This is a genomic window from Enterocloster aldenensis, from assembly GCF_003434055.1.
In the GTDB taxonomy this organism is placed as follows: Bacteria; Bacillota; Clostridia; order Lachnospirales; family Lachnospiraceae; genus Enterocloster; species Enterocloster aldenensis.
Window position 1 is genome coordinate 1 of the sequence record NZ_QVEX01000012.1, and the last position, 14,211, is coordinate 14,211.

General features: G+C 51.8%; 16 protein-coding genes and 8 tRNA genes. All 24 read left to right on the forward strand.

The window, feature by feature from the left end; all coding sequences use genetic code 11:
* Positions 1 to 125 precede the first annotated feature (125 nt).
* The 24 genes from DWX59_RS19630 (at position 126) to mbhE (ending at position 14,211) form a co-directional block, all read left to right on the forward strand.
* Positions 126 to 198: transfer RNA gene (locus DWX59_RS19630), tRNA-Asn, on the forward strand.
* A 38-nt stretch (positions 199 to 236) separates the two neighbouring features.
* A tRNA-Glu gene (locus DWX59_RS19635) sits at positions 237 to 308 on the forward strand.
* 29 nt (positions 309 to 337) lie between these two features.
* A tRNA-Thr gene (locus DWX59_RS19640) sits at positions 338 to 410 on the forward strand.
* Between the two features lie 42 nt (positions 411 to 452).
* Positions 453 to 526 (forward strand) — tRNA-Ile (locus DWX59_RS19645).
* A gap of 46 nt (positions 527 to 572) precedes the next feature.
* Positions 573 to 646, forward strand: a tRNA-Asp gene (locus DWX59_RS19650).
* A gap of 38 nt (positions 647 to 684) precedes the next feature.
* Positions 685 to 757 (forward strand) — tRNA-Val (locus tag DWX59_RS19655).
* Between the two features lie 10 nt (positions 758 to 767).
* Positions 768 to 851: transfer RNA gene (locus tag DWX59_RS19660), tRNA-Leu, on the forward strand.
* A 60-nt stretch (positions 852 to 911) separates the two neighbouring features.
* Positions 912 to 991, forward strand: a tRNA-Leu gene (locus DWX59_RS19665).
* A 166-nt stretch (positions 992 to 1,157) separates the two neighbouring features.
* A complete protein-coding gene (locus DWX59_RS19670) occupies positions 1,158 to 1,556 on the forward strand; it encodes a VOC family protein (protein ID WP_117560903.1) in 399 nt (132 codons plus the stop codon).
* 1 nt (position 1,557) lies between these two features.
* Positions 1,558 to 2,337, forward strand: a complete 780-nt coding sequence (locus tag DWX59_RS19675; RefSeq protein ID WP_117560904.1) for a GNAT family N-acetyltransferase — start codon at positions 1,558 to 1,560, stop codon at positions 2,335 to 2,337.
* Between the two features lie 10 nt (positions 2,338 to 2,347).
* Complete coding sequence (locus DWX59_RS19680; protein WP_117560905.1) at positions 2,348 to 2,980, forward strand: sce7726 family protein; 633 nt, start codon at positions 2,348 to 2,350, stop codon at positions 2,978 to 2,980.
* Positions 2,981 to 3,284: 304 nt separating this feature from the next.
* Positions 3,285 to 4,976, forward strand: coding sequence for an ABC transporter substrate-binding protein (locus tag DWX59_RS19685; protein WP_117560906.1), 1,692 nt, complete (start codon positions 3,285 to 3,287; stop codon positions 4,974 to 4,976).
* Between the two features lie 182 nt (positions 4,977 to 5,158).
* The gene (locus DWX59_RS19690; protein WP_117560907.1) at positions 5,159 to 6,142 is read left to right on the forward strand and encodes an ABC transporter permease; all 984 of its coding nucleotides are present in this window, start codon (positions 5,159 to 5,161) and stop codon (positions 6,140 to 6,142) included.
* Complete coding sequence (locus DWX59_RS19695) at positions 6,142 to 6,975, forward strand: ABC transporter permease (protein ID WP_117560908.1); 834 nt, start codon at positions 6,142 to 6,144, stop codon at positions 6,973 to 6,975. The genes DWX59_RS19690 and DWX59_RS19695 overlap by 1 nt, the downstream gene beginning before the upstream one ends.
* 205 nt (positions 6,976 to 7,180) lie before the next feature.
* A complete protein-coding gene (locus DWX59_RS19700; RefSeq protein WP_330668283.1) occupies positions 7,181 to 8,104 on the forward strand; it encodes an ABC transporter ATP-binding protein in 924 nt (307 codons plus the stop codon).
* Positions 8,101 to 8,724 (forward strand): ABC transporter ATP-binding protein, encoded by a 624-nt coding sequence (locus DWX59_RS19705; RefSeq protein WP_117560909.1) that lies wholly within the window; start codon positions 8,101 to 8,103, stop codon positions 8,722 to 8,724. Before DWX59_RS19700 ends, DWX59_RS19705 begins: the two co-directional genes overlap by 4 nt.
* Entirely contained in the window at positions 8,715 to 9,458 is a 744-nt protein-coding gene (gene larB / locus DWX59_RS19710) for a nickel pincer cofactor biosynthesis protein LarB (RefSeq protein WP_117560910.1), read from the forward strand. Before DWX59_RS19705 ends, larB begins: the two co-directional genes overlap by 10 nt.
* A gap of 1 nt (position 9,459) precedes the next feature.
* Positions 9,460 to 10,758: a nickel pincer cofactor biosynthesis protein LarC gene (gene larC, locus DWX59_RS19715; RefSeq protein WP_117560911.1), complete on the forward strand. Its 1,299-nt coding sequence runs from the start codon at positions 9,460 to 9,462 to the stop codon at positions 10,756 to 10,758.
* A 2-nt stretch (positions 10,759 to 10,760) separates the two neighbouring features.
* Positions 10,761 to 11,609: an ATP-dependent sacrificial sulfur transferase LarE gene (gene larE / locus DWX59_RS19720; protein ID WP_117560912.1), complete on the forward strand. Its 849-nt coding sequence runs from the start codon at positions 10,761 to 10,763 to the stop codon at positions 11,607 to 11,609.
* 94 nt (positions 11,610 to 11,703) lie between these two features.
* Positions 11,704 to 12,180, forward strand: a complete 477-nt coding sequence (locus tag DWX59_RS19725) for a Na+/H+ antiporter subunit E (RefSeq protein WP_117560913.1) — start codon at positions 11,704 to 11,706, stop codon at positions 12,178 to 12,180.
* The gene (locus DWX59_RS19730; protein WP_117560914.1) at positions 12,171 to 12,560 is read left to right on the forward strand and encodes an MrpF/PhaF family protein; all 390 of its coding nucleotides are present in this window, start codon (positions 12,171 to 12,173) and stop codon (positions 12,558 to 12,560) included. Before DWX59_RS19725 ends, DWX59_RS19730 begins: the two co-directional genes overlap by 10 nt.
* Positions 12,557 to 12,913, forward strand: coding sequence for a cation:proton antiporter (locus DWX59_RS19735; RefSeq protein ID WP_117560915.1), 357 nt, complete (start codon positions 12,557 to 12,559; stop codon positions 12,911 to 12,913). The genes DWX59_RS19730 and DWX59_RS19735 overlap by 4 nt, the downstream gene beginning before the upstream one ends.
* Positions 12,900 to 13,202 carry a hydrogenase subunit MbhD domain-containing protein gene (locus DWX59_RS19740; protein WP_117560916.1) on the forward strand — a complete coding sequence of 101 codons (303 nt, stop codon included), beginning with the start codon at positions 12,900 to 12,902 and terminating at the stop codon, positions 13,200 to 13,202. Before DWX59_RS19735 ends, DWX59_RS19740 begins: the two co-directional genes overlap by 14 nt.
* Positions 13,183 to 14,211, forward strand: coding sequence for a hydrogen gas-evolving membrane-bound hydrogenase subunit E (gene mbhE, locus DWX59_RS19745; RefSeq protein ID WP_166460271.1), 1,029 nt, complete (start codon positions 13,183 to 13,185; stop codon positions 14,209 to 14,211). Before DWX59_RS19740 ends, mbhE begins: the two co-directional genes overlap by 20 nt.

Genomic DNA, 14,211 nt, shown 5'->3' on the forward strand with positions numbered 1-14,211 from the left:
GTTCAATTCGGTTTTCAATATGTGGTTTTGAGGGTACGTAAATTGTTGAATTTGTGCTTGAAATTTGGATTAAATTATTGTATAATGATTTGGTCAGCGCAATAGACAATTAGTTGTACCATTATTCCTCGATAGCTCAGTCGGTAGAGCACGCGGCTGTTAACCGCGCTGTCGTAGGTTCAAGTCCTACTCGGGGAGTTTTTAGTGGAAGTCCATGGCGACCACTACCTTATTCAGGCCCCATGGTCAAGCGGTTAAGACATCGCCCTTTCACGGCGGTAACACGAGTTCGAATCTCGTTGGGGTCATTTAGTTTCAGGATAATTGGCATGAACATGCCGATGTGGCTCAATTGGCAGAGCAGCTGATTTGTAATCAGCAGGTTATCGGTTCGAGTCCGATCATCGGCTTTACTGTGACAACAGTAAATTTTATAAGAGATAATATAGTTCGGACCTTTAGCTCAGTTGGTTAGAGCAACCGGCTCATAACCGGTCGGTCCTGGGTTCGAGTCCCCGAAGGTCCACTCTTTCCTAACTAAAGCAGATTGAGAACTATATAATCCAAATAATGGCCCGGTGGCTCAGCTGGTTAGAGCGCCGCCCTGTCACGGCGGAGGTCGACGGTTCGAACCCGTTCCGGGTCGTTTGCATTTTATAATGCGACATAATTCATATACATTTTGGGGTCTTAGCTCAGCTGGGAGAGCATCTGCCTTACAAGCAGAGGGTCACAGGTTCGAGCCCTGTAGGCCCCATTTGTATTATGCGGGTGTGGTGGAATAGGCAGACACAAGGGACTTAAAATCCCTCGGTAGCGATACCGTGCCGGTTCAAGTCCGGCCACCCGCATTGCAATTAAGTTCTGATGCTGTAAGGCGTTGGGACTTTTCTTGTAATTATATTGGATTTGCGGCTGTGGTGGAATTGGCAGACACGATGGGTTTAGGTCCCATTGGGAGACCGTGCAGGTTCGAGTCCTGTTAGCCGCATAGTAGGAGCCTTATAAAAGGGCTCCTTTTAGATTGAACAAAAAGTATGATGACAAGGGTGATGGAGCCGGACAAAGCGGGAGGGATAACCGCAGTCCCTAATGATGACATACAGATGTCATGTTTCTTCTGATATAATATGGAAAAACAGGAAGAGGGAGAACACATGAGGTTAGATGGATTTGGTATTTTCGTCAAGGATATGGGGACTATGATACGGTTTTACCGTGATGTTTTGGGATTTGGGATAAAGGAAAATGAAGAGAGTGAGAATGTATTCCTGGAAAAGGATGGTACATTGTTCCTGCTTTATGGGCGTGACGGGTTAGAGAAGATGACTGGCAGGAGGTTCTGCTATGCAGATAAGGTGAACGGTCATTTTGAGATAGCATTAACAGTATCCGATTATGCGGCGGTAGATGAGGCATATAATAGTGTGATTGAAAAGGGGGCTGTGCCGGTCATGGCACCTGTTACGGAGCCTTGGGGGCAGCGGACCTGTTATGTGGCTGATCCGGAAGGCAATCTGGTTGAGATTGGGTCATTTGTTAAGGGGGAATCATAAAATGGACCATAGTCCGGTTTTTAAACAGGTCACATTGGAAAACCTGGAGGCAGAACATATATGCTGCTGCATTTCCGATAAGAAAGGTGAAAATTGTGTGTCATCCAAGAAGTCATGGCTTCGCAACAGGATGCAGGAGGGGCTTGTGTTCAACAAGCTGGATGTACGGGGAAAGGTGTTCATAGAATATTTACCGGCAGAATTTGCCTGGGCGCCCATTAATGCAGATGGTTATATGTATATTGACTGTTTATGGGTTTCCGGGCAATACAAGGGAAAAGGGTATGGGGACCAGCTGCTGGATCAATGTATTGCTGACAGCAAGGCCAAGGGAAAAAGGGGTCTTGTCTGCCTGTCATCTAAAAAAAAGATGCCGTTTCTTTCAGATCCGGGATATCTTAAGCACCGGGGATTTAAGGTGGCAGATACAGCCAGCCCTTATTATGAGTTGTTCTATCTGCCTTTTTCCGATTCGGAAACAGTGCCGTCCATAAAGGATGTGGCAAAGAATGGCTGTGTGGATGAGAAGGGATTGGTGCTGTATTATTCTGACCAATGTCCGCATACATCTAAATATGTACCGCTTCTTGCTGGGAATCTGAAGGAACTTGGGCTGGAGTGCAGGTTCCGGAAGATTGAAACCAAAGAGGATGCACAGGCAGCGCCTGTTCCATTTACAACATATGCATTGTTTTATAATGGAGCGTTTGTTACCAATGAAATCCTATCGGAGAAGAGCTTTTCAAAAATATGGGAGCGGATTGGGAATACGCAAGGATAGGGAAATATGCATGCTGTATGATAAAGATATAAGGGAGCCCCTTTTTGATTTCCTGGAGGAAGCTTATGGCAAGTTAAGGATTATAGAAGAAAAACAGGTAGGGAAATCAAGGGCGGATATTGTGATGGTCCTACCCGGGCTTTTGACGGGAATTGAGATTAAAAGTGATGCTGATTCTTACGTGCGTCTGTCGCGGCAGGTTAAGGATTATGACCGCTTCTTTGACCGCAATATGGTGGTGGCAGGTTCCAGCCACGCGGCCCATGTCAGGGAACATGTTCCGGGATGGTGGGGAATCATAACAGTGGAGCAGAATGACCGGGAAATTGATTTTTATGTTCTGCGGCAACCTCAGGAAAACCCTATGATGAACTGGAAACGTAAACTCAGCCTTTTGTGGCGTCCGGAACTGGCGCATATCCAGGAGCTTACCGCCATGCCCAGATATAAAGAGAAGAGCAAGGCATTTGTCATTGAAAAAATACTGGCAAAGGTGCCTGGGGAGCAATTGTCCGTCTTGGTGAGCGAGGAACTATTTGAGCGGGATTATACACGGATTGAAGAGGTAATCAGGGCGTATAAGATACAGAACAGGCCGGAACTGAAGGGCCGGACAGGGAAAAGGAAAAGGAGGAGGCCGTAGAACATGTTTTCAAAAGAAAGTGATTGACGGGCCACCAAGTTTTTCGTATAATTTTTATTAATGGCTGACAGAAGTCAGCATTTGCGCAGGGTAAGAATCCTGTATGGACCTAAGGTCCGGACGGTAATTAACAGCAATGCGTTTATGATATCAGGAGAATACCAGGAAGGTAATGGATATCCCTAAGGGATAGGTCTGTTTTCCTGGTATTTTTGTGTGTTAAAAACATCCGGAAGAGGGAGACGAAAAAACAGATGGGCCTGAACCATATGAGGTGGTTTTCAGGACTGATAGGAGGACGGGAATGAAACGATGTTTTAATTTTACCATGGCAGCCGTGTTAGCAGCAGCCATGCTGGCGACTGGGTGCGGGGGAAATGGTTCCGGTACCACAGATGTAACGGCATCCGGGCAGGAGCAGCAGGGAACACAGGGGACAGCACAGGCGGAGGGGCAGCAGGAAACAGGACAAGTGACCGGACAGCAGGGAACGGTACGGGATGATGTGATTGTTGTAATGGGACCCACATCCGAACCAGAGGCGGGATTTAATCCTGCTTATGGATGGGGGGCAGGGGAACATGTGCATGAGCCGCTGATCCAGAGTACCCTGACTGTGACAACCACTGATTTGAAAATCGGCTATGACCTGGCCACGGGTATGGAAGCCAGCGATGATGGCCTTACCTGGACCGTGACCATACGGGATGACGTGTCATTTACAGATGGGGAGAAACTGACTGCCGGGGATGTGGCATTTACCTATAATACATTGAGGGATACCAGTTCAGTTAATGATTTTACCATGCTGAAAGAGGCTCAGGCGGTGAATGATACAACGGTGGAATTCCATATGAACCGCCCGTACTCCATATGGCCATATACCATGGCCATTGTGGGGATTGTGCCGGAACATGCCTATGGGGCTGGATACGGGGAGCATCCGGTTGGCTCGGGCCGTTATATGTTGAAGCAGTGGGATAAAGGGCAGCAGGTAATCCTGGAAGCTAATCCGGATTATTATGGGGAAGCGCCAATCATGAAAAAGGTTACCATCCTGTTCATGGAGGAGGATGCGGCCTACGCAGCTGTCATGTCGGGACAGGCAGACCTGGCCTATACGGCTGCTTCCTATTCGGACCAGACACTGCCGGGGTATGAACTGCTGGCCTTTGAGACCGTGGATAACAGGGGATTTAACCTTCCTGCCGTGCCGGATGAAGGGAAGACAGAGGACGGCATATCCATTGGTAATGATTTTACAAGTGATGTGCAGGTGCGGCGGGCCATCAACCTTGCCATTGACAGGAATGAGATGATTGACAATGTGCTGAGCGGTTACGGAAGCCCGGCCTACAGCGTTTGTGACAAGATGCCATGGTATAATGATGCTGCGCAGGTTGGGTACGATGCGGTAAAGGCAGCGGACATACTGGACAAGGCCGGCTGGGTGATTGGAGGCGATGGAATCAGGGAAAAGGACGGCGTCAGGGCCTCCATGACCCTTATGTACCCGGCCAGTGATTCTGTCCGCCAGGCCCTGGCAGCAGACACGGCCAACCAGTTAAAGGAAGTTGGGATTGAGGTTAAGACAGAGGGCGTTGGCTGGGACACGGCTTATGACAGGGCGCAGGCAGAGCCCCTGATGTGGGGCTGGGGCGCGCATACGCCGATGGAGCTCTATAACATTTACCATACGATGAAGGAATCGGGGCTGGCAGAGTATTCTCCTTATGCCAATGAGACCGTGGACCGTTATATGGATGCGGCCCTGGCCTCCAGCGACCTGGAACAGTCCTACGAGCTTTGGAAAAAGGCGCAGTGGGATGGAAATACGGGGATTACCCAGGATGGGGACATCCCATGGATCTGGCTGGTGAATATTGACCATCTGTACTGGGCCAGGGAGAATCTTAAGGTGGCGGATCAGAAGCTGCATCCCCACGGCCATGGCTGGTCAATTGTGAATAATGTGGATCAGTGGAGCTGGGAATGATGCCGGGAGAAGACGGATTAAGATATGATAGCGGCGCCAGCGTACTGTTGTGGGTTGCGTAAATGAATGAAAAAGCCGCAGATAGCCGTGGGATTGGTAAATGACTGCGGGATTAACGGCTGGATGTGGGAACTGTAAGTAAATGCAAAACCAGCGGATGGCTGTGATGAAAGGACAATGACATGGGTTTAAGACAGGTTGGTAAGAATATTGCGCGGATGTCAGTGCTGCTTGTGCTGGTCAGTATTGCGGCCTTTTTCCTGGTCACGGTGTCGCCTCTTGACCCATTGAGGACAAATGTGGGGCAGGCAGCGCTGGGAAGCATGAGCCAGGAGCAGATTGCACAGCTTGAGGAGTACTGGGGCGTGAATACGCCGCCTGTTAAACGGTATGTGTCCTGGGCAGCGGATTTCCTGCGGGGGGATATGGGGACGTCCCTTCTGTACCGTCAGCCGGTTTCTAAGGTAATTGGGGAAAAGCTGGCTAATTCCTTGTGGCTGATGGCATCGGCCTGGCTGGTATCCGGCGCAGTGGGATTTGTGCTGGGCGTGGCTGCAGGGGCCAGGAAAGGGGGGCTGACAGATAAGCTGATTTCTGCGTATGCGCTGCTAACTGCCAGCATCCCGGCTTTCTGGCTGGCGCTGGTATTGCTGATGATATTTGCAGTGTGGCTTAAGGTGCTTCCTATCGGACTCAGTGTTCCCATTGGAATGGAGGCATCCGCTGTCACGCTGGGGGACAGGCTGGTCCACGGCATCCTACCGGTGGCAGCCTTGTCCATTACCGGCATTTCCAATATCGCACTTCATACAAGAGAGAAGATGGCAGAGGTCATGGAGAGCGATTATGTGCTGTTTGCAAGGGCAAGAGGGGAATCGGAGTGGGAAATCGTGAAGCGGCATGGCATACGTAATATCCTGCTTCCTGCCATGACCCTGCAGTTTGCTTCGGTCAGCGAGATATTCGGGGGATCGGTCCTGGTGGAGCAGGTATTTTCTTATCCCGGATTGGGGCAGGCAGCTGTTACGGCAGGCCTGGGAGGGGATGTGCCGCTGCTGCTGGGGATTACTGTCATAAGCGCAGCCATTGTGTTTGCAGGCAATTTCACCGCCAATATACTGTATGGCGCAGTGGACCCCAGAATCAGAAAAAGGAGGGCAGGGTGATGGGATGGTTTACGGCGTGGAACCGGCGCAAGACCCTTTTTATTTTCCTCATAATGGCTGCCCTTATGCTGACGGTCATTACCATTGGGGGCAGGGTATTGGAAAATGAGGCCATGGTGACGGATTTTTCCAGGAAGAATCTGGCGCCATGTCCGGCATATCCCTTTGGGACGGACTGGATGGGCCGGGATATGTTTGTAAGGACCATAACAGGTCTTTCACTGAGCATACGGATTGGACTTCTAACAGCGGCAGTGAGTGCGCTCATTGCCTGTTTTATGGGAACGGCCGCAGCCTGTCTGGGAAAAGCAGCAGATGGATTGGTGGGGATTGTCATTGACCTGGTCATGGGAATTCCTCATATCCTGCTGCTGATCCTGATTTCCTTTGCCGCAGGAAAGGGATTCTGGGGCGTGATGGCGGGGATTTCCCTGACACACTGGACATCCCTGTCAAGACTTTTGAGGGCAGAGGTGATGCAGCTGAAGGAGCGTCAGTACATAAAGATTGCGGGAAAACTGGGAATGGGGAAAATGCAGATAGCGTGGAAGCATATGATGCCCCATCTCCTGCCCCAGCTTCTGGTGGGGGTGGTGCTTCTGTTTCCTCACGCCATCCTTCATGAGGCAAGTATCACATTCCTTGGGTTCGGCCTTCCGCCGGAACAGCCGGCCATTGGGGTCATCCTTTCAGAGAGCATGAAGTATCTGGCCATGGGAAAATGGTGGCTGGCCCTGTTTCCCGGATGTTTGCTGGTACTGGTGGTGGTGCTGTTCCATTTTATCGGTGATACCCTGATGACGCTGATCAACCCCAATCAGGCGCATATGTAGGCTGTCCGGGGTGGCTGGGCCGGCATGGCTGGGCTGGCGTAGCTGGACCGGGGGAGATGGAACAGGGTGTGGAGTGTGTATGGCGGTGAAGCCCATATACGGCAATTGCAGGTATATGGGCGCATAGGAAAATTGTGCAGGGAATGGGAATGGCAATGGGAACCGTACAGGGCGGCCCATGGGCGCTTGGAAGGAGATTGGCAGGATGGAAACAATATTGTCGGTGGAACATCTGATGATTTCATTTTCCCAATATGAGAGAGGGTGGAGGAAAATCCAGCTTCCGGTCATCAGGGATCTGAGTATTAATATAAAAGGGCATGAAATCGTGGCTGTGGTGGGATCCAGCGGTTCGGGAAAGAGCCTGCTGGCCCATGCGGTCATGGGGCTTCTGCCTGCCAATGCTTCCTGGAAGGGAAGGATTGCCTTTAAGGGAGAGGAACTGACAGGAAAAAGGGTGGGGGAACTGAGGGGAAGGCAGATGGTGCTGGTGCCTCAGAGCGTTTCGTATCTGGACCCGCTTATGAAGGTGGGGGACCAGGTGAGGAGAGGGCATAAAGATGGGATATCCAGAGCCAGAAGCAGGGAAGTTCTTGGCAGGTATGGGCTGGGGGAGGATACGGAGGAGCTTTATCCGTTTCAGCTGTCTGGAGGAATGACGCGCCGGGTGCTGATTTCCACGGCTGTCATGGAGAAACCCGAATTGGTGATTGCGGATGAACCGACCCCGGGGCTTCATATCAGCGCGGCCAAGAGGGTGCTGTCACATTTCCGGGAGATTGCGGACGGGGGGGCTGGTGTGCTGCTGATTACCCACGACCTGGAACTGGCCCTTCAGGTGGCTGACCGGATTGTGGTATTTTACGCAGGAACCAATGTGGAGGAGGCTGCTGTGTCTGACTTCCAGAAGGAAGAGCGCCTGCGTCATCCGTATACAAGAGCGTTGTACCGAGCCATGCCGAGCCATGGATTTGAGGTTCAGCCAGGGGCGCAGCCCTATGTAAAGGACCTGCCCGTGGGATGTCCCTATGGCCCCAGATGTCCGATAGCAGACCAGGGCTGCATGGAAGAAATAGAGTATCGCGCTTATGAAGGCGGTATGGTAAAATGTAGGAAGGCAGGAACATGAGACTGGAAGCAGAAAACATTTCCTTTCAATATGATAATGGAAACAGGAAGATACTGAACAATGTAAGCATGGGTCTGGAGCAGGAGGAACGGGTGGGGATTACTGCTCCCAGCGGATTTGGGAAGACCACATTCTGCAAGATCCTGGCTGGATATGAATTACCTGATTCCGGGCGCGTGCTGCTGGACAAAAAACCTCTGTCCGCATATGGGGCGTACTGCCCGGTCCAGATGGTGTGGCAGCATCCGGAACTGTCGGTGAACCCAAAGCTTAAAATGAGGGAAGTCATAAAGGAAGGGGATGGGGTGGAGGAGCGGATCATCAGGGGGCTGGGCATTGAACCGGACTGGATGAACCGGTATCCCGGGGAACTGTCCGGAGGCGAGCTGCAGCGGTTCTGCATTGCCAGGGCCCTTGGCGGACAGACACGGTTTTTGCTGGCAGATGAAATCAGCACCATGCTGGATTTGATAACCCAGAGCCAGATATGGAATTTCCTTTTAGAAGAGGTGAAACGCCGGAAGATGGGACTGCTGGTGGTGAGCCACTCCGGGGAACTGCTGGAGCGGGTATGTACCAGGATTGTGGATTTGAAGGAGGAAATATCAATATGGACGTAAGGGAACTGCTGGAACAGGTGAAATCAGGGGCGGTTGGGATAGAGGATGCGGAAAAGGCGCTGAAGGACCTTCCGTATGAAGATCTGGGGTATGCAAAGCTGGACCATCACAGAAAACTCAGGTCCGGATTCGGTGAGACCGTGTTCTGCCAGGGAAAGCCGGATGCATACCTGATGGAGATTTATAAGCGGTTTTATGAGCGGGACGGCGAGGTGCTGGGGACAAGGGCGTCTGAGGAACAGCATGTGCTGGTAAAATCAGCGGTACCGGAAGTGGTCTATGACCCTATTTCCAGAATCCTTAAGGTGGAACGCCGGGGCAAGGAAAGGAAAGGCCTTATTGCTGTGTGTACGGGAGGTACGGCAGATATACCGGTAGCAGAGGAGGCCGCACAGACAGCGGAGTATTTCGGATGCGCAGTGGACCGGATCTTCGATGTGGGGGTGGCGGGAATCCACAGGCTGCTTTCACAGCGGGACAGGATTATGAAAGCCAACTGTATTGTTGCGGTGGCGGGAATGGAAGGCGCCCTGGGGACCGTGATTGCAGGGCTTGCGGACTGCCCGGTCATTGCGGTCCCCACATCGGTGGGATATGGGGCCAGCTTTCATGGACTGTCTGCTCTTTTGACCATGCTGAATTCCTGTGCCAACGGGATTTCAGTGGTGAATATTGACAACGGATACGGGGCCGGATATCTGGCCACTCAAATAAACAGATTGGCGGTAAGATAAAATGGGAAAAATATTGTATTTGGAATGTAATTCTGGAATCAGCGGGGATATGACCGTTGGTGCGCTTCTGGACCTGGGAGCGGACCGGCATGTGCTGGAACATGCCCTTAAAAGCCTGGGGGTAGGCGGATATCATCTGCACTTTGGGCGGAAAGATGTATGTGGATTGGATTCGTATGATTTTGATGTGCATCTGAAGGAGGATGGGCATGAGCATGACCATGAGCATGACCATCCTCATTCTCATGAGGACCATCACGGGCATTCCCATGCCCATCAGCACGGGGATGGACACCCCCATGTTCATAGAAACCTGTTTGACATATATCAGATTATTGACAAACTGGAGTCCAATGACCGTGTGAAGGAACTGGCGCGCAGGATGTTCAGGATAGTGGCGGAGGCTGAGTCAAAGGCCCATGGCCTGCCTGTTGACCAGGTGCATTTCCACGAAGTGGGGGCCATTGATTCAATTGTGGATATCATCAGCGTGGCGGTGTGCGTGGATAACCTGGGGGTGGATGACGTGGTGGTGTCCGCCCTGGCAGAGGGACACGGCCATGTGCATTGCCAGCATGGAGTCCTTCCGGTTCCTGTGCCGGCCACAGCTAATATTGCGTCCGCCTATGGGCTGGATCTCCGGTTTACGGATAATGACGGGGAGATGGTTACACCCACCGGGGCTGCAATTGCGGCAGCCCTGCGCACCAGGGACAGCCTGCCGGATTCCTGCCGCCTTCTTAAAATCGGAATGGGGGCTGGAAACCGGGTATTCAGGCAGGCCAATGTGCTCCGGGCCATGCTGATGGAGACTTCCCATACAGATGCAGGGGCAGACAATGGGGAAATGGCATTGGACGGCCAATCCATGTGGGTAATGGAAACCAATCTGGATGACTGTACAGGGGAAATCCTGGGATTTGTCATGGAACTGCTTCTGGAGGCAGGCGCAGCGGATGTGTGGTACACACCGATATATATGAAAAAGAACAGACCTGCCTACACACTGTCTGTCCTGTGCAGGAGGGAAGAACGGGAGAAGCTGGAGGAAATCATACTGATCCATACAACGACCATTGGAATCAGGCAGTATCCTGTGGCAAGGACCGTGCTTGCCAGAAAAAGGGTGACCGTGGATACGGCCTGCGGACCGGCAGATGTGAAAGTATGCACTTATAAAGACAGGAAATTTTATTATCCGGAATATGAGGGGGTGCGCCGTCTCTGCCGGGATACGGGCCGGGATTTTAAGGCTGTGTACCAGGATGTACGCCTGGAAGCAGAGCGGAAAGGATTGTGAGGATGGGCGACAGGGAAATGCTGCAGGCCAGGATGAGGGAGTTGGTTTCTGAGGATATCTGCCTTGCGTTTTCAGGCGGCGTGGATTCCAGCCTCCTCCTGAAAGTGGCTGCGGATGCGGCCGCAGAAACAGGGAAAAAGGTGTATGCGGTCACATTTGACAGCAGGCTCCACCCCTCCTGTGATTTAAGGATTGCCAGGCAGGTGGCCGGTGAACTGGGAGGAATCCACCAGGTCATGGAAGTGGATGAACTGGAACAGGAAGAGATACGGATGAACCCTGTAAACCGCTGCTATCTGTGCAAACGCCATCTTTTCATGACCCTTAAGAAGCTGGCAGGGGAAAAGGGGGTCAGACGGATACTGGACGGCACCAATGAGGACGATATGCATGTGTACAGACCGGGAATACGGGCTTTAAAGGAACTGGGTATCATAAGCCCTCTTGCAGAACTGCATATCACAAAGGAGGCGGTCAAGGGGATGGCTTCTGAATACGGGATCTCAGTGGCGTCAAGGCCCTCAACCCCCTGTATGGCCACAAGGCTGCCTTATAATACCAGGATTGACTATGATGTGCTGGACAGGATTGCACAGGGGGAGGCGTATCTGAGGGATGTGCTGCCTGGAAATGTACGTCTGCGGCTTCATGGAGGGATTGCCAGGCTGGAGGTGGACAATGAGGCATTTGCCAGGCTGCTGGATAGGAGGGCGGATGTGGTACGGCAGCTGAAGGGCCTGGGATTTACCTATGTGGCCTTGGATCTGGAAGGGTTCCGGTCCGGGAGCATGGATGTGGGAATTACGGAGGTTCATGGGTCCGCGGATCCGTCAGGAGCGGTTCCGTTATAGATTCTTGTTTTTATGACAAAATAAGAGTATAATGGTCTAAGATTTGCTGATGGCAATACAGGGAGAATATACCGGATCAAAGGGGGATAATCCTATGTTTCTTCTGTTATTGGCGGTGTGGATTATATTGAATGGTAAAATAACGGTGGAAATCTGCGTCCTTGGCGCATTGATTTCCGCCGCTCTTTTTTATTTCATGTGCAGGTACATGGAGTACGGCCTGCGCAAGGAACTGCTTCTGTTCCGCCTGACGCCGCTGTTCATCCGGTATTTCTGGGTTCTGGTAAAGGAAATCGTCAGGGCAAATGTGTGCGTGCTGAAAATCATCGTTTCGCCGGAACTGGAACCGGAACCTGCTTTTGTGTATTTTGATGTAAAGTTCAGGACAGGGCTGGCTAAGGTGATGTTGGCTGACTCCATTACCCTGACGCCGGGCACCATTACGGTCTCTGTGGAAAATGACCGCTTCTGCGTGCATTGCCTGGACCGGGAACTGGCAGAGGGGATGGAGGATTCCGTGTTTGTGGGGCTTTTATTGGAAATGGAGGCAGTGGAAAGCAGATGGATGTGATTGGGCAGGTATATGACAGGTTGCTGGGCGGTTCGGTCATTGTACTGGCTGTCCTGATTATTTTAAGTATCATCCGTTCGGTCCGGGGGCCTGGAATTGCGGACCGGATTATTGCGGTTAATATGATTGGAACCATGATTATCATGATAATAGCTATCCTTTCCGTGTACCTGGATGAGAATTACCTGGTGGATGTGTGCCTGATTTATGCCATGCTGAGTTTCCTTGGGGTGGTGGTCCTCTGCAAGGTGTACACGGGTGTCTATCTGCAGAGGAAGAATAGGAAGGCTGACCTGGGAGCCATTGAGGATAATGTAAACAGGCAGGGGGTTGATACGGCGGATGCATCAGACACCTATGAAAAGGAGGAAGGCATATGACGTGGAGATGGATACAGCTGGCAGCAGCGGCTGCCTGCCTTCTGGTTGGAATCATATTCATGGTCCTGGCTGTGTTTGGAGTAAACCGCTTCCATAAGGCCCTGAACCGTATGCATGCCGCGGCCATGGGGGATACGCTGGGAATCCTGTTTGTGTTTGCAGGATTAATCGTGATGCGGGGATTTTCCATGGATTCCCTTAAATTGTTCCTGGTCATCCTTTTCTTCTGGTCGGCAGGACCTGTGTCAGGCCATATGATAAGCAGGCTGGAGGCCATGACAGATGAGGAACTGGGTAAGATCTTGATCATCCGGAAGACGGGGAAGGAGGAGGGCACAGATGAGGCTGTTTGAAATCATACTTCTGGTCAGTCTGGTAGTATGCGCGGTATCGGTTGGATTTGCCAGGGATCTGCTGACCTCCATTGTTATTTTCATGTCCTACAGCCTGATCATGTGTGTTATCTGGATCCTGCTCCAGTCACCGGACCTGGCCATTACGGAAGCTGCCGTGGGGGCGGGGGTCACCAGCATCCTGTTTTTCATTACATTGAAGAAAATCAGGGCCATAAGCAAGGTTCACGATGAAGCGGACGGCAGGACCATCTGCGGGGAGGGCCGGGATGAGCAGGAGAAGGGATGATTATGAGAACAGCCGGTGGATGAAGTTCAGGAAATGGGTGGACGGGGAAATCGACCCTCTGGATCATGGAATGGAGATAAAGATACCGGGAAGTGAAGATGGCGGCGCAGAAACCCAGGATACAGGCGGGGCAGGAGGGGAATGCGGCAAAGCGGGAACTGTCAGGAAAGATGGAGGATTGGCCGGTAAGTCTGGGCCGGATGCGTCCCCCGGATCCCTCCTGATACGCGAAGAACGCGGAATCCGGATATTCCACCGCATTTACCAGGTCATGTCGGTGCTTCTGTGTTTCAGTATCATATTTGTCCTGCTGTGGACCATTGCCTACCTGCCCGTATTTGGCAATGCAGGCAACCCGGACAACAATGAAGTGTCTGCGCGTTATATTGAGAAGGGGCTGGATGAAACCGGGGCAGTGAATATTGTGACCGGAATGATATTGGATTACCGGGCGTTTGATACGTTTGGGGAATCCTGTGTCCTGTTTATTGCGTCCTGCTGTGTATTTGCGCTGCTGCGGATTGACGCGGCCGGCAGGGACAGGCAGACGGCCAAACGGCTGGAGGAGGCCAACGACCGTTTATTTGAGCCTAAAAATGATATCATTCTCCAGAAATGCGCTTGTGTGCTGGTGCCCCTTATACTGGTCTTTGGTATTTACATCGTGCTTAACGGCCATCTTTCACCGGGCGGGGGCTTCTCAGGCGGGGCGGTTCTGGGATCCGGGCTTATCCTCTACCTGAATGCATTTGGTTTTCAGAAAACAGAGCGTTTTTTTACGGAAAAGGTGTACCGCAGGATTACGCTGGCAGCCCTGACCTTTTACTGTCTGGCGAAGAGTTATTCGTTTTATACGGGCGCCAATGGTCTGGAAAGCCATATTCCGCTGGGAACACCGGGCGCTATTTTAAGCAGCGGCCTGATCCTTCCCCTGAACATCTGCGTGGGCCTGGTTGTGGCCTGCACCATGTATGCGTTTTATACCCTGTTCCGGAAAGGAGGTATGTAG

Coding starts and splice junctions, on each gene's coding strand:
- DWX59_RS19670 (WP_117560903.1), top strand. CDS start 1,158: ATGAGGTTAGATGGATTTGGTATTTTCGTCAAGGATATGGGGACTATG.
- DWX59_RS19675 (WP_117560904.1), top strand. CDS start 1,558: ATGGACCATAGTCCGGTTTTTAAACAGGTCACATTGGAAAACCTGGAG.
- DWX59_RS19680 (WP_117560905.1), top strand. CDS start 2,348: ATGCTGTATGATAAAGATATAAGGGAGCCCCTTTTTGATTTCCTGGAG.
- DWX59_RS19685 (WP_117560906.1), top strand. CDS start 3,285: ATGAAACGATGTTTTAATTTTACCATGGCAGCCGTGTTAGCAGCAGCC.
- DWX59_RS19690 (WP_117560907.1), top strand. CDS start 5,159: ATGGGTTTAAGACAGGTTGGTAAGAATATTGCGCGGATGTCAGTGCTG.
- DWX59_RS19695 (WP_117560908.1), top strand. CDS start 6,142: ATGGGATGGTTTACGGCGTGGAACCGGCGCAAGACCCTTTTTATTTTC.
- DWX59_RS19700 (WP_330668283.1), top strand. CDS start 7,181: ATGGAAACAATATTGTCGGTGGAACATCTGATGATTTCATTTTCCCAA.
- DWX59_RS19705 (WP_117560909.1), top strand. CDS start 8,101: ATGAGACTGGAAGCAGAAAACATTTCCTTTCAATATGATAATGGAAAC.
- larB (WP_117560910.1), top strand. CDS start 8,715: ATGGACGTAAGGGAACTGCTGGAACAGGTGAAATCAGGGGCGGTTGGG.
- larC (WP_117560911.1), top strand. CDS start 9,460: ATGGGAAAAATATTGTATTTGGAATGTAATTCTGGAATCAGCGGGGAT.
- larE (WP_117560912.1), top strand. CDS start 10,761: ATGGGCGACAGGGAAATGCTGCAGGCCAGGATGAGGGAGTTGGTTTCT.
- DWX59_RS19725 (WP_117560913.1), top strand. CDS start 11,704: ATGTTTCTTCTGTTATTGGCGGTGTGGATTATATTGAATGGTAAAATA.
- DWX59_RS19730 (WP_117560914.1), top strand. CDS start 12,171: ATGGATGTGATTGGGCAGGTATATGACAGGTTGCTGGGCGGTTCGGTC.
- DWX59_RS19735 (WP_117560915.1), top strand. CDS start 12,557: ATGACGTGGAGATGGATACAGCTGGCAGCAGCGGCTGCCTGCCTTCTG.
- DWX59_RS19740 (WP_117560916.1), top strand. CDS start 12,900: ATGAGGCTGTTTGAAATCATACTTCTGGTCAGTCTGGTAGTATGCGCG.
- mbhE (WP_166460271.1), top strand. CDS start 13,183: ATGAGCAGGAGAAGGGATGATTATGAGAACAGCCGGTGGATGAAGTTC.